The organism is Streptomyces sp. NPDC001750, assembly GCF_042892615.1.
GTDB lineage: Bacteria > Actinomycetota > Actinomycetes > Streptomycetales > Streptomycetaceae > Streptomyces.
Map to the genome: position 1 here is coordinate 241597 of NZ_JBIAUE010000001.1, position 13310 is coordinate 254906.

A 13310-nucleotide genomic window follows, 5' to 3' on the forward strand; every position below is an offset into this window, starting at 1 on the left:
GAAGGCCGGGTTGAGCGTGGAGTGCGGGTGGACGACTCCCACGGGCCGCCCGGCGGGACCATCCCCGCACGCGCGGGGAACACTGCCGTGAGATCGCGTTCGCCGACCCGAACGAGGGACCATCCCCGCACGCGCGGGGAACACAGTTCCTGACCTGCGGGTTTAAGTGGCAGGATGGCCGATTTTACTCACTTCCTTGAATCGCGGCATTGCGACCAAAAGACCAATCTGGCCCACCAAGTCGTCCCCCTTCAGCTCGCACGAAGCTCATGCCCAGCAAAGCGGCCATGCGCCATGGAGACTACTCGGCAACTGCCAGCAGTCGTGACCGGTCCGGAGCCCTGGAAAGTCCTCACCGCCGACGGAAGCGATGTGGGCTACGGCAGGTCGACGACCGTCACGCCGCGCAACTGGCGGTGGAGGCGGGAGGCGAGCATGCCGGGGAGACGGGGACTGCTGTAAGGGGAGAGCACGTCGTTCTCGGAGGTGTGCCATCCGGTGTCGGCGAGTTGGTAGAGGGTGCCCGAGACCCCGTAGAGCTGGGGTTTGCGTACGCGCAGTACGGCGTACTCGGCTCGGCGGAGATACGGGCACTGGCGGACAGAAACGCGGGCGTGTTCGGCGCACAGGGGCGGCATGGAGGTGATGGACCTCTCGGGCCAGGTCAGGGGCGCGTCCAGGCGCCGCCAGTCGAGGAACAGCCAGCCCTGTTCGTTCCGGTCGGCCGGTTCGGCGCACACCTGACACAACAGACCTTCCATGCACCGGCGTTGCCGACAGGCATGCATAGACGCGTACAGGGGGCGCCCATCCGAGGACTCCGACATGCGAACCCACAGGTTTCCGTGATGGTCGCGGTCTCCCGGCCGGGGCCTGCGGTACGCGAGCTGGGGCCCGCGCGTGGCGAGTTCGATGGTCAACTCTGATACAGCAACGGTTAGTTCGCCACTACGTAAGGCGACGAACGGGGTCAGCAGAGGCACGGTTTTCCTGGTCTTCTTTCGCTGGTCTGCCCGTGGTCCGTGGTCAGCACCCAGTGCGGCAACGGGGGCTACGCGCTGATCAGCGCGTCCATCCTTTGGGTGAGATCCGGTATGAGGAAGGGCCGAGCCGTGAGCCCGTAGCAGCACACCCCATCCCGAACGACGAACTCGAACTCGCCTCCCGAGGCGAGCCGGTGAAGTGCCTCGCCCTGGCACTCGTCGTCGGCGGCCCAGACGCGTAACTCGGCCGGTGCGTCGGGTTCGGACGGCGGCACCGCTCGTAAAGCCGCTCGGGGAATCCACGGGGTGCCGGGGTCCGGGTCCAGCCCGTTCGCCAGCCGTTCGGCCTGACGTCGCAGCCACCGGAGGGCGAGCCGTGCTGGGACGCGACGAGCACTCCGCCGAGATGGATGACCGTCCGTGCGTCACCCGCGTACACCTCGGCAAGGACCGGTGCTGTCACAGAAGTTCGCCACGGCTGCGCCGATTGGCGCGGGCGATCTCGGCGCCCAGTCGCTCTATAGGGTCGGCGGGTCGAACGTGGGCGGGCTCCGCTTCCCACTCGGCGCCACCCCGCACCGGCCGCAACGACCAGTACGGGCCGGCGGTTCCGCGGAACTCCCCCACCCGCGCACCATGCGAGGTATCCACCATGAGCGCGCCGAGGGCCGGGAGTTGAGGAGACTCCTGTCCGCTGCCCGAAGAGTCGTTCTTCGCAGGCATGTGCCACTCCTCTCCGTAGTGCTTCCACTACCAGGGCGCCTCAGCATCGGCCTACAGTGAGCCCGTATTCAACGTCTCGGAAGCGGAGGGCACATTGGTAAACCGCAATGAGTTGAACCCGGAAGCAAGCCCGGAAGCGGCGTTCGGCGCACGTTTACGCAAGTCACGGGAGGAACGCGGTTGGAAGCAGGACGACCTCGGCGCACGGATCGGGTATTCCGGGCGGCATGTCTCCGGGGTAGAAAATGGTCGCAAACCACCAACCCGCAAGTTCTCGATCGGACTTGATGTCGCGTTCGGACTCGAAGGAACGGCCGACACATTCGAACGCGCGTGGCGCGAGATCCGCCACGGTGTGCTGCTGCAAGGGTTCCCCGAGTACGTCGGGCTTGAGGGCCGGGCCGCGGAGATCAAGCTCTTCGAGTCGGGACTGATACCTGGTCCGCTTCAGACGCGCGAGTACGCCCAAGCCCTGGCCGAAAGCGCCGTGGAGTTGGGTGCCATCACACGTGAACAGGCGGATGAACGGGTCTCGTTCCTCATGGAGCGACAGACGGCGCTGGTACGCACCTTGCCGCCCTTGGTGGTCGCGGTGCTGGACGAAAGCTGCATCCGCAGACCTATCGGCGGCCCCGCAGTCATGGACGCACAGTTGCAACACCTGATCGACTTCGCCGCGCAGCCGAACACCATGCTCCAGCTTGCCCCTTACAGCCTTGGCGAGCGTCGCCCCTTCGATCGGCTGGTGAACCTGCTGACCCTTCAGGACCGATCCGTGGTCTCCTACGTCGAGTCACAGACACAGGGGCATCTGGACCGCGAACTGCCGTCCGTGTTGCCGCTGGTGAGGGCCTACCATCAGTTGCAGGCCGCATCTCTGTCACAGACAGCTTCCGTGGACCTGATTCACGAGCTACGAAAGGGCACCCCGTGACGACCGACTCCGCGTCCCTCTTCTGGGTCAAATCCTCTTACAGCAACAACGGCGGTTCCTGTGTCGAGTGGGCCCCGCGCAGCGCGGCCACCACCGGCATGGTCCCCGTTCGCGACTCGAAGGACCCGCACGGCCCGGCGCTGATCATCCCTGCCAGTGCGTTCGCATCGTTCGTGGCGGGGGTCAAGGCCGGAGAGTTCGGCACGGACTGACCGCCCGATCCCGTACGCACCGATCTCGACCACGGTCACAGCCCCGCCACGCCCCCGGTTCGGGAGGCATGGCGGGGCTTTACTCATACTGTGCGGCCGTACGTCGCGGGGCGGCCCGAGCCGCGTCGTCAAACCCGCCTGCTGTGCGGCGCCCCCTTCTGCGGCGCGTGCCCGCCGTCAGTCCGGCAGCAGGTGCCCCCGGCGCGACAGCAGGAAGCGTTTGAACGCCGCCACGGGCGGGGTGTCCGGGTGGCCGTCGAGCCAGGCGACCCCGATCTCACGGGCCGCTCGCGGGGCCGTCACCGTCAGTTCGACGACGCCGGGGCGGGCCACCGCGGGCGGGGGCAGCAGGGCCACGCCGAGGCCGGCGGCGACGAGACCGCGCAGGGTCTCCGCCTCCTCGCCCTCGAAGGCGACCCGGGGCCTGAAGCCCGCCTGGGCGCACAGGTCGTCGGTGATCCGGCGCAGGCCGTAGCCCGGTTCGAGGGTCACGAACTTCTCGTCGGCGGCCTCCGCGAGGCGGACGCGGCGGCGGGCGGCGAGACGGTGGTCCTCGGGGACGACGAGGCGCAGCCGCTGTTCGTCGAGGCGGCGGGCGACCAGGTCGGGGGCGTCCGGGACGGGTGAGGTGAGGCAGAGGTCGAGGCCGCCGGACCGGAGGCGTTCGATCATCGCCTCGCCGTAGTTCTGGACGAGCTGGAAGCGTACGCCGGGATGATCGGCGCGGAAGGCGCGGAGCAGGGCGGGCACGGTCTCGGAGCCCATGGTGTGCAGGAAGCCGAAGGCGACCTTGCCGGTGGCTGGGTCGGCGTCGGCCCGTACCGAGTCGGCGGCCTTCTCGACCTCGGACAGGGCCCGCTCCGCGGAGGCCAGGAAGGTGCGGCCCGCGGGAGTGAGCGAGACGGTACGGCCCTTGCGGGCGAACAGGGCGACCCCCAGGTCCTGTTCGAGCCTGACCATCGACCGCGAGAGCGTCGACTGCGGAACGCCCAGTTCGTGCGCGGCGCGGGTGACGTGCTCGTGGCGCGCCACCGCCGCGAAGTGGGCGAGGCGTGGTGCGAGGACGGCCCGAATGTCTTCTTCGTAACTGCTGGGTGACAGCCGTGGCTGTGAGCTGGGTTCATGCACCATGGGATTGATTATGTCCGTTTCATGCATTGGACGCATGAAACGGTGGGGCCTACCTTCGAAGCATGCCTCCTGCCAGTACCGGGGCGGCCACGGTCACCGTGGTCGCCTCGCCCCAGCCGTCCCCCGTACCCGCCGCGACCGCCATTGCGGGACCTGCCGCCGCGGCCGGTCCCGCCGAGCCGGACCGCCTCGAACCCGGCCGCCCCGGCTACCGCCGGATGAGCTTCGCCCTCTTCGCCGCGGGTGTCGCGACCTTCGCGCTCCTCTACTCCACGCAGGCCCTGCTGCCCGCCGTCTCCGCCTCGCTGGGCGCCACGGCCGGGCAGGCCAGTTGGACGGTCTCCGCCGCGACGGGTGCGCTGGCACTGTGCGTGCTGCCGCTGAGCGCGCTCTCCGAGCGGTTCGGGCGGCGGCAGATGATGACCGCGTCGCTGGCGGTCGCCGTACTGGTCGGGCTGCTCGTGCCCTTCGCCCCCTCGCTGGGCTGGCTCGTCGCGCTGCGCGCCGTACAGGGCGCGGCGCTGGCCGGGCTGCCCGCCTCCGCGATGGCGTACCTGGCGGAGGAGGTGCGGCCCAAGGCGCTGGTGGCCGCGATCGGACTGTTCGTGGCGGGCAACAGCATCGGCGGTATGAGCGGCCGCATCCTCACCGGCTGGATCGCCCAGCTGTGGGGCTGGCGGGCGGCGCTCGGCGCGGTCGGGCTGCTCGCCGCGGCCTGCGCGGTCGCGTTCCACTTCATGATCCCCAAGGCGCGGCACTTCACCCCGGGTTCGCTGAACCCGAAGGCCGTGGCGCGGACGGTGTGCGGACATCTCGCCGATCCGCTGCTGCGCCGGCTGTACGCGATCGGCGCGCTGTTCATGACGGTATTCGGCGCGGTCTACACCGTGATCGGCTACCGGCTGGTGGCGGAGCCGTTCGGTCTTCCGCAGGGTGTCGTCGGCTCGATCTTCCTCGTCTACCTCGTGGGTACGGTCTCCTCCGCCGCGGCCGGAAAGCTGGTCGCCCGGCTCGGCCGCCGGGGCGCGCTGTACCTGGCCGTGTCCACGACCGCCGCCGGACTGCTGTTCTCGCTCGCCGACGACGTGGTCCCCGTGCTCCTCGGACTGGTGCTGATCACGGCGGGCTTCTTCGCCGGGCACGCGGTCGCCTCCTCGGCCGTGAGCCGTACGGCGACGAAGGGCCGGGCCCAGGCGTCGGCGCTCTACCAGTCCGCGTACTACCTGGGGTCCAGCGCGGGCGGCACGCTCGGCGCGGTCGCCTTCCACGCTGCCGGCTGGTCCGGAACCGTTGCGCTGGGGCTGCTCGCGGTTCTCGGCGTCGTCACGGTCACGCTGTACGGCTCACGGGCCGCGCGGCGCGCGACGGCCCCGGCAGCGTGCCCGCAGCACTGACGCCGACGTCCATGGGCACCCGGCACGGCACCTGACCAGGCACGTCGGCACCTGTATCGAACTGAGACATTCGGCGCACAACCAACCACTCCTCGACGCGCGTCTAGTGCTGTGGCCAAAAGCACCTGTCTGAGCGCGAAGAGGAGTTCGGCGGCATGAGAGTCGCAGGGAAGATACGAGGGGTCCGGACGCGGCGCGTACTCGCGGTGTCCGTGGCCGGTCTGACGGCGGTGCCCGCCGTCGTCCTGGGCACGGGCGGATCCGCGCAGGCCGCGTCCTGCACGGCGTCCACCGGGCCGTACCAGAAGCAGGTCGAGAAGTACCTGCACCGGCCGGTCGACGGCAAGCAGTCCGCCGCCGACTGCAAGGCGATCCGGTCCTTCCAGAACACCTACGGGGTCACCCCCGCGATCGGCTACGCCGGTACGGTCACCTGGCGGACGATGAAGACGCTCACGGCCCAGAAGGCGGCCGGCAAGAACCCGAACAAGGACAAGAAGTGCCCCACGAACAAGGGGCGCATCGCGTGTGTGGACCTGACCCGGCAGCTGAGCTGGATCCAGGACGGCGGGAAGCTGAAGTTCGGTCCGGTGCCGGTGCGGACCGGGCGGGACGGGTACGAGACCCGCACCGGTCCGAAGAAGGTCTACTGGCGGAACATCGACCACGTGTCGTCGATCTACCACGTGCGGATGCCGTACTCCCAGTTCTTCGACGGCGGGCAGGCGTTCCACTCGGTCGGCCTGAAGATGTGGAACAACCCGGGGTCGCACGGCTGCGTCAACATGCGGGACGCCGACGCGAAGGCGTACTGGAAGCTGCTGAAGAACGGCGACGACGTGTACGTGTACGGGCGCAAGCCCGGCACCTGAGCCGAGTCGGCGTCCGGGCGCGTCGGTGTCCGACCGCTTCCGTGCCCGGACCCGTCGGCACGTGACCCTGACCACATCCGGGCCCGTCCGCACCGCGTCGTCCTCGCCGTCCCGTACGCGGTGTGCCGGAACGGGCACGGCTTGGCCGCTTCCCACCGCCGTTGTCAGTGGGCTCCGGTAGCGTCCGAAGTACCGAAGTGATCGGTGTCACAGGGCAACAGGGGTGGAGCGATGAGTGATCCGAGGGTGCCGGCGGGGACGGCGGACATCGACAGCCGGCTGGAGGGGCACCGGGTCGAGCTGACCGGCTACTGCTACCGGATGCTCGGCTCGGCCTTCGAGGCGGAGGACGCCGTACAGGACACGTTGGTGCGCGCCTGGCGCAACTTCGAGAAGTTCGAAGGGCGTTCGTCACTGCGCTCCTGGCTGTACCGCATCGCCACCAACGTCTGCCTGGACATGCTGAACGCGGGCAGCAAGCGCGCCCGGCCGGTCGACCTGTCGGGCCCGACGCCGCTCGCCGACGCGGCGCTCAACCCGCTGCCGGAGAACACCTGGCTGGAGCTGATGCCGGACGGGCGGATCCTGCCGTCGGTCGACGACCCGGCGGAGGCCGCGGTGGCGCGCGAGTCGGTGCGGCTCGCGTTCGTCGCGGCGTTGCAGCATCTGCCGCCCAAGCAGCGGGCCGTGCTGATCCTGCGCGAGGTGCTGGCCTGGAAGGCGAGCGAGGTCGCCGAGCTGCTCGACACCTCGGTCGCCTCAGTGAACAGCGCCCTCCAGCGGGCGCGTGCCACGCTCACGGAGCACGCGGGCAAGCCCGTCGACACCGCGAACCCGCTCGACGAGGAGCAGCGCAAACTCCTCGAACGGTACGTCGCCGCCTTCGAGGGGTACGACATGGCGGCACTGACCGCGCTGCTCCACGAGGACGCCGTGATGACCATGCCGCCGTTCGACCTCTGGCTCCGGGGGCACGCCGACATCACCGGCTTCATGCAGACCATCGGCGCGGCCTGCGCGGGCTCGCGACTGGTGGCGACGGAGGCGAACGGCACCCCGGCGTTCGCGCACTACAAGCCGAATCCGGACGGCCCGGGGTTCGTGCCGTGGGCGGTGCAGGTCATCGACATCTCGGAGGGCTCCATCACGGGGATGCACTGCTTCCTGGACACGCCCCGCTGGTTCCCGCTGTTCGGGCTGCCGGACCGGCTCGACACCGACGCGGTGTGAGACCCGGCCGACGCGACACCGAGCGCGGCCGACGCGGCATGGGACGCGGTGTACGGAACGGGCTCGTGACGGGCTGGGGGGCGGCCCCGCGCCCGTATGTGCCCCGAGGGTCCGGCCCTCGCCCCCGTACGTCACGGCCCCGGCTCCCGGGGCCCCGGTCCGGAGCCGCGGCCTTCGGGGGTCGGCCCGCCCGCCGCGGGCCCCGGGCCGCGGTCCCCACGTTCCGCCCCGTGGGTCACGTCCAGCGCACCGGACAGCCCCAACAGGTCGAGCAGGGCGAGCAGTTCGGGGGGTGCGTTGCGCAGGCGCAGGCGCTTGCCGCCCGCGCGCCGGGCGACCAGTCCCAGGCGTGCCACGGCCTCGACCAGGGCCAGGTCCACGCACGCGACGCCGCCCACGTCGCAGTCCACCCGGTCGCCCGGGACGCGTACGGCGCCCTCGGCGTCGTACAGCAGGGACTCCAGCTCGGCGCAGAGTCCCGGTACCGCGGCCCGCGTGACGCGACCGGTGACGACGAGCACGTTCGGGGTCATCGATTCCACGTCAGGCAGACCGGTCCCGCGGCCGAAACTCATCGCTTCCGATTTCCGTCCGCTCGGCGCAGTGCGGCGTCGTCACCGCCCCGTGGCGGGCCGCACCCCGTCCTCCGGGTCCCGTTCGGTGCCCGCAAGCGCTCCGTCAGCGAACAACTTGCGTCAACTACGTTTATCTGTGCGCCACCTGTAAACCTGTGCGATCAATTCCCCCTCTAGCTACACGACCGGTCTGTACCAGCGGTCGACGGTTCGGCCTTTCGCCGCCCGGCTGTTCAGCCTTCAGCTGCTCGGTCGCTCGGCTGCCACGGCCGTGCCGTCGGACCGACTGACCAGTGGCCCTCGTGGGCCGCCTGATTCTCCAGGGGGAGAGTTGCGCAAACACGTGAGAAGCGCGTGTGTCTCGACCATCGCCGCGGCCGCCGCCGTGGCCCTCGCGGCGGGTATGACCACCCCGGCCGCGGCCCAGCCGACGCCCGCCCGGTCGGCGGGCACCGCCGCCGGGGCGACGCACGAGCTGACGCTCATCACCGGCGACCGCGTCACGGTGGACGCCAAGGGCCGGGTGCTGCGGTTCCTGCCCGCGAAGGGGCGTGAACACATACCCGTGCAGCGGCAGATGCGCGACGGGCACACCCTGCTCGTCCCCGCCGACGCCCACCGGCTGATCAACTCCGGGAAGCTGGACCGCCGGCTGTTCGACATCACCGAGCTGAACCGCGCGGAGATCCGCAGGGCCCAGAAGTCCGGCCTGAAGCTGATCGTCTCCTACCGGGGTGCGCGGGCGTCGGCCGCGAAGGCCGAGGTCCACGACGCGGGCGCCACCCGGGTCGGCCGGACCCTGAACTCGCTGAACGCCGAGTCGGTGACCACGCCGGTGGACGACGCCCAGGAGATCTGGCAGGCGCTCACCAACAAGTCGTCGCGCGGTGTCCAGCGCACCACGGCCGCGGGGATCGACCGGGTCTGGCTGGACGGCGTACGCAGGGCGAGCCTCGACAAGAGCGTCCCGCAGATCGGCACCCCCGCCGCCTGGAAGGCGGGCTACACCGGCAAGGGCGTCAAGATCGCCGTCCTGGACACCGGCGTGGACGACACCCACCCGGACCTCAAGGGCCAGGTCCTGGAGGCGAAGAACTTCTCCACCTCGTCCGACACCAAGGACCGGTACGGCCACGGCACCCACGTGGCATCGATCGCCGCCGGTACGGGCACCAAGTCCGGCGGGAAGTTCAAGGGCGTGGCCCCGGACGCCAAGCTGCTCGCGGGCAAGGTACTCGACGACAGCGGCTTCGGCGACGACTCCGGCATCCTGGCGGGCATGGAGTGGGCGGTCGCGCAGGGCGCGGATGTCGTCAACCTGAGCCTCGGCGGCCAGGACAGCCCCGAGGTCGACCCGCTCGAAGCCGCGGTCAACAAGCTGTCGGCCGAGAAGGGCGTGCTGTTCGCCATCGCGGCGGGCAACGAGGGCGACGACCCCGGTACGGTCGGCTCCCCGGGCAGCGCGGACGCCGCGCTGACCGTCGGCGCGGTGGACGACAAGGACCAGCTGGCCGACTTCTCCAGCCGCGGCCCGCGCGTCGGTGACGGTGCGATCAAGCCCGACGTCACCGCCCCCGGCGTGGACATCACGGCGGCCGCCGCCCCCGGTTCCGTCATCGACCGGGAAGAGGGCCAGAACCCGCCCGGCTACCTGACGATCTCCGGTACGTCGATGGCGACCCCGCACGTCGCGGGCGCCGCGGCGCTCCTCAAGCAGCAGCACCCGGACTGGAAGTACACCGAGCTCAAGGGGGCCCTCACGGCCTCGACCAAGCCGGGCGCGTACACCCCGTTCCAGCAGGGTTCGGGCCGGATCGCCGTCGACCGGGCGATCGCCCAGACCGTCGTCGCCGACCCGGTGTCGCTGAACTTCGGCGTGCAGCAGTGGCCGCACACCGACGACGCCCCGGTCACCAAGCAGATCACGTACCGCAACCTGGGGACGACGGACGTCACCCTCGACCTCGCGGTCACCGCCACCGGGCCGAAGGGCGCACCCGCCCCGGCCGGCTTCTTCACCCTCGGCTCCGACAAGGTGACCGTGCCCGCGGGCGGCACCGTCGACGTGCCGCTGACCGTGAACACCCGGCTCGGCGGCAACGCCGACGGCGGCTACTCGGCGTACGTCGTCGGGACCGGCGGCGGCCAGACCGTCCGCACCGCCGCGGCGGTCGAGCGCGAGATCGAGTCGTACGACCTCACCCTCAAGGTCATCGGACGCGACGGCAAGCCCGCCACGTTCTACGAGAACGACCTGGCCGGACTCTCCGGCCCGGCGCTCGGCACCTGGCTCCACCCGACGGGTGACAACGGCACGGTGAAGCTGCGCGTGCCCAAGGGCGGTTACGTGCTCAACACGGCCGTGCACACCGACCCGGAGGACAGCACCAAGGGCACCGACTGGCTGACCCAGCCGAAGCTGGACATCAACAAGAACACCAGCGTGACCCTCGACGCACGCACGACGAAGCCGGTGGAGATCACCCTGCCCGTCACGGGCACGAAGGACCTGCTGGCCGCGCCGGAGATCCAGTTCGACACCAAGGGGACCGGCTACGGCTACGGCTGGTACCTGAAGTCGTACAAGGGTCTGCGCACCGCGCACCTGGGCCCGAAGGTGACGGACGGCTCGCTCTCCCAGCAGTGGATCGGTACGTGGACCAAGGGGGCCGCGACCCGGTACGACATCGCGGTCGGCGGGCCGGTGACCCAGGCCGCGACCGGGTACAAGCGGAAGTTCACCGCCGGTCAGATGGCCAAGGTGAACCTCGCTCTCGGCTCGTCCGTCAAGGGCAAGACCGGTGCGGTCGGGGCATGGGGCCTGCTCCCCGGTTCGTCCGGCTCCTGGGGGGACTTGTCCACGCACAAGATCCCCGGCATCGTCACCGCGTACGTGTCCACCGCCGACAAGGTGAAGTGGTCCTTCGACTTCCTGCAGGAAGGCGGGGTGGACCCGGACGGCTACCCGAACATCGAGTCCGGCTACACGCTCGGCGACCCGCGGACCTTCAAGGCGGGCGGCACGTACACCAAGAAGGCCAACACCGCGGTGTTCGGCCCCGCGCTCGGCACCGGCCTGGGGCTCTTCCGCGACGGCGACGAAATCGGCGGGCAGGTGCTGCTGACGGCCGACGGAAGCGGCAACCTCGGGGCGCAGCCCTACAGTTCGGTCAAGACCGTGCTGTACCGCAACGGCAAGAAGCTCGTCCAGAACGAGAACCCGCTGGAGGGCGAGCCCATCGCCGTGCCGTCCGGCGCGGCCGACTATCGGCTGACCACCTCCGTGCGGGTCTCCCCCAAGGTGTCGGCCGTCTCCAGCCGTGTCGACGCCAGTTGGACCTTCCGGTCGAAGAAGGCCGGCGCCCCGACCGCGCTGCCGGTCTCCACGGTCCGCTTCACGCCCAATGTGACGCTGGACGGCAAGGTCACCGCGGGCAAGACCGCGTCCGTGCCGGTGACGGTCCAGGGCACGGCTGCCGGTAAGAACCTCAAGTCACTGACGGTGTACGTCAGTTACGACGGCGGCAAGACCTGGAAGAAGACCGCGGTCAAGTCGGGCAAGCTCTCGGTGAAGAACCCGGCCAAGGGGAAGTCCATCTCCTACAAGGCCGATGTCACCGACAAGAAGGGCAACAAGTCCTCGGTGGCGATCTACAACGCCTACTTCGGCAAGTAGGACCGACCGGTACACGGGAACGGCCCGTCCGGGCGGAGGAATCCGTCCGGACGGGCCGTTGCCGTTCCCCGGACGGGAGTGGGGTCCCGTCCGGTGGTCCGGGGCGGCACGCGCGCGCCTGCGCGGTCCGCGTTACGACCTGGGGAGCGATAGGGAGTGGATCAGGGCGGCGCGAGCCCGCTCCCTATCGGTCCCCAGGTCGTTAGGCGATGCGCTCGCGCACGACCGGCGTCGGGGTGAAGTCGGTGCCCTCGGGGGCGATGTCGTACGCGCCGGGCAGGGCCTTCAGGGCGTACTCGAACTTCTCGGGCGTGTCGGTGTGCAGGGTCAGCAGCGGCTGACCGGCCGTGACCGGGTCGCCGGGCTTGGCGTGCAGTTCGACGCCCGCGCCCGCCTGCACCACGTCCTCCTTGCGGGCCCGTCCGGCGCCGAGCCGCCAGGCGGCCACGCCGATGTCGTACGCGTCCAGCCGGGTCAGCACGCCGGTGGCCGGGGCCGTGACCACGTGCCGCTCGCGGGCGACCGGGAGCGCGGCGTCCGGGTCGCCGCCCTGGGCGGAGATCATCCGGCGCCAGACGTCCATCGCCGAGCCGTCGGCGAGGGCCTTCTCCGGGTCGGCGTCCTCCAGTCCGGCCGCGTCCAGCATCTCGCGGGCAAGGGCCAGGGTGAGGTCCACGACGTCCTTCGGGCCGCCGCCCGCCAGCACCTCGACGGACTCGCGCACCTCCAGGGCGTTGCCCGCGGTCAGGCCGAGCGGGGTGGCCATGTCGGTGAGCAGGGCGACCGTCCGCACGCCGCTGTCGGTGCCCAGCGCGACCATGGTGGAGGCCAGTTCGCGGGCGTCCTCGATGGTCTTCATGAACGCGCCGGAGCCCACCTTGACGTCCAGGACGAGTGCGCCGGTGCCCTCGGCGATCTTCTTGGACATGATCGAGCTGGCGATCAGCGGGATGGCCTCGACGGTGCCGGTGACGTCGCGCAGTGCGTACAGCTTCTTGTCGGCGGGGGCGAGCCCGTCACCGGCGGCGCAGATCACCGCGCCGGTGGTGTCCAGGACGTGTCGCATCTCCTCGTTCGTGAGGTGCGCGCGCCAGCCGGGGATGGACTCCAGCTTGTCGAGCGTGCCGCCGGTGTGGCCGAGGCCCCGGCCGCTGAGCTGCGGCACGGCGGCGCCGCACGCGGCGACCAGCGGGGCGAGCGGCAGCGTGATCTTGTCGCCGACGCCGCCCGTGGAGTGCTTGTCGGTGGTGGGCCGGGAGAGCGACGCGAAGCTCATGCGCTCGCCGGAGGCGATCATCGCGGCGGTCCAGCGGGCGATCTCGGCGCGGTTCATGCCGTTCAGCAGGATCGCCATGGCCAGCGCGGACATCTGCTCGTCGGCGACCTCACCGCGCGTGTACGCGTCGATGACCCAGTCGATCTGTTCGGGGCTCAGCTCGCCCCGGTCGCGCTTGGTGCGGATGACGGAGATGGCGTCCATGTCCTGGGAGTCCTTCCGGCCTGTACGTACGTGCGCAAGAGTCCTGTATGACTCTACGCGCATAGAGGGTGGCGGCGGGGATGGCCCTGTCCGTGGCCCT

The 13310-nt window shown here is 70.4% G+C and carries 11 protein-coding genes; 6 read left to right on the forward strand and 5 right to left on the reverse strand.

The genetic code is table 11. The annotated features are described in order from the left end of the window. Window positions 1–377: 377 nt before the first annotated feature. The gene (locus tag ACFYY6_RS01070; protein WP_351522791.1) at window positions 378–761 is read right to left on the reverse strand and encodes a hypothetical protein; all 384 of its coding nucleotides are present in this window, start codon (window positions 759–761) and stop codon (window positions 378–380) included. Between the two features lie 681 nt (window positions 762–1442). Continuing rightward, window positions 1443–1706: a hypothetical protein gene (locus ACFYY6_RS01075; RefSeq protein ID WP_389191143.1), complete on the reverse strand. Its 264-nt coding sequence runs from the start codon at window positions 1704–1706 to the stop codon at window positions 1443–1445. 94 nt (window positions 1707–1800) lie between these two features. Between ACFYY6_RS01075 and ACFYY6_RS01080 the strand changes: the two genes are divergently transcribed. Together ACFYY6_RS01080 and ACFYY6_RS01085 are read left to right on the forward strand one after the other, a co-directional pair. After that, window positions 1801–2640, forward strand: coding sequence for a helix-turn-helix domain-containing protein (locus tag ACFYY6_RS01080; protein WP_389191146.1), 840 nt, complete (start codon window positions 1801–1803; stop codon window positions 2638–2640). Then, complete coding sequence (locus ACFYY6_RS01085; protein WP_389191149.1) at window positions 2637–2852, forward strand: DUF397 domain-containing protein; 216 nt, start codon at window positions 2637–2639, stop codon at window positions 2850–2852. Before ACFYY6_RS01080 ends, ACFYY6_RS01085 begins: the two co-directional genes overlap by 4 nt. Window positions 2853–3029: 177 nt before the next feature. Here the strand turns inward: ACFYY6_RS01085 and ACFYY6_RS01090 are convergent, their stop codons facing one another. Next, window positions 3030–3983, reverse strand: a complete 954-nt coding sequence (locus ACFYY6_RS01090) for a LysR family transcriptional regulator (RefSeq protein WP_351522785.1) — start codon at window positions 3981–3983, stop codon at window positions 3030–3032. Window positions 3984–4045: 62 nt separating this feature from the next. Between ACFYY6_RS01090 and ACFYY6_RS01095 the strand changes: the two genes are divergently transcribed. From ACFYY6_RS01095 to ACFYY6_RS01105, 3 genes are all read left to right on the forward strand, one after another. Then, window positions 4046–5377: an MFS transporter gene (locus ACFYY6_RS01095; RefSeq protein WP_386608762.1), complete on the forward strand. Its 1332-nt coding sequence runs from the start codon at window positions 4046–4048 to the stop codon at window positions 5375–5377. Between the two features lie 155 nt (window positions 5378–5532). Beyond that, window positions 5533–6249, forward strand: coding sequence for a L,D-transpeptidase family protein (locus ACFYY6_RS01100; RefSeq protein ID WP_351522783.1), 717 nt, complete (start codon window positions 5533–5535; stop codon window positions 6247–6249). 231 nt (window positions 6250–6480) lie between these two features. Continuing rightward, window positions 6481–7479, forward strand: coding sequence for a sigma-70 family RNA polymerase sigma factor (locus ACFYY6_RS01105; RefSeq protein ID WP_388648448.1), 999 nt, complete (start codon window positions 6481–6483; stop codon window positions 7477–7479). Window positions 7480–7610: 131 nt separating this feature from the next. Here ACFYY6_RS01105 and ACFYY6_RS01110 read toward each other — a convergent pair whose 3' ends face one another. Then, the gene (locus ACFYY6_RS01110; RefSeq protein WP_386608764.1) at window positions 7611–8012 is read right to left on the reverse strand and encodes an STAS domain-containing protein; all 402 of its coding nucleotides are present in this window, start codon (window positions 8010–8012) and stop codon (window positions 7611–7613) included. A gap of 445 nt (window positions 8013–8457) precedes the next feature. Here ACFYY6_RS01110 and ACFYY6_RS01115 point away from each other — a divergent pair, with 445 nt between their 5' ends. Continuing rightward, window positions 8458–11730, forward strand: a complete 3273-nt coding sequence (locus tag ACFYY6_RS01115) for a S8 family serine peptidase (protein ID WP_351630020.1) — start codon at window positions 8458–8460, stop codon at window positions 11728–11730. 202 nt (window positions 11731–11932) lie between these two features. On the opposite strand, the gene ACFYY6_RS01120 is transcribed toward ACFYY6_RS01115, so the two are convergent. Beyond that, window positions 11933–13210, reverse strand: coding sequence for a thymidine phosphorylase (locus ACFYY6_RS01120; RefSeq protein WP_351629880.1), 1278 nt, complete (start codon window positions 13208–13210; stop codon window positions 11933–11935). Window positions 13211–13310 lie beyond the last annotated feature (100 nt).

Excerpts from the sequence above, each read along its gene's own strand:
- ACFYY6_RS01070 (WP_351522791.1), bottom strand. The coding sequence starts at position 761 with ATGGAAGGTCTGTTGTGTCAGGTGTGCGCCGAACCGGCCGACCGGAAC.
- ACFYY6_RS01105 (WP_388648448.1), top strand. The coding sequence starts at position 6,481 with ATGAGTGATCCGAGGGTGCCGGCGGGGACGGCGGACATCGACAGCCGG.
- ACFYY6_RS01075 (WP_389191143.1), bottom strand. The coding sequence starts at position 1,706 with ATGCCTGCGAAGAACGACTCTTCGGGCAGCGGACAGGAGTCTCCTCAA.
- ACFYY6_RS01110 (WP_386608764.1), bottom strand. The coding sequence starts at position 8,012 with ATGACCCCGAACGTGCTCGTCGTCACCGGTCGCGTCACGCGGGCCGCG.
- ACFYY6_RS01120 (WP_351629880.1), bottom strand. The coding sequence starts at position 13,210 with ATGGACGCCATCTCCGTCATCCGCACCAAGCGCGACCGGGGCGAGCTG.
- ACFYY6_RS01100 (WP_351522783.1), top strand. The coding sequence starts at position 5,533 with ATGAGAGTCGCAGGGAAGATACGAGGGGTCCGGACGCGGCGCGTACTC.
- ACFYY6_RS01090 (WP_351522785.1), bottom strand. The coding sequence starts at position 3,983 with ATGGTGCATGAACCCAGCTCACAGCCACGGCTGTCACCCAGCAGTTAC.
- ACFYY6_RS01095 (WP_386608762.1), top strand. The coding sequence starts at position 4,046 with ATGCCTCCTGCCAGTACCGGGGCGGCCACGGTCACCGTGGTCGCCTCG.
- ACFYY6_RS01115 (WP_351630020.1), top strand. The coding sequence starts at position 8,458 with ATGACCACCCCGGCCGCGGCCCAGCCGACGCCCGCCCGGTCGGCGGGC.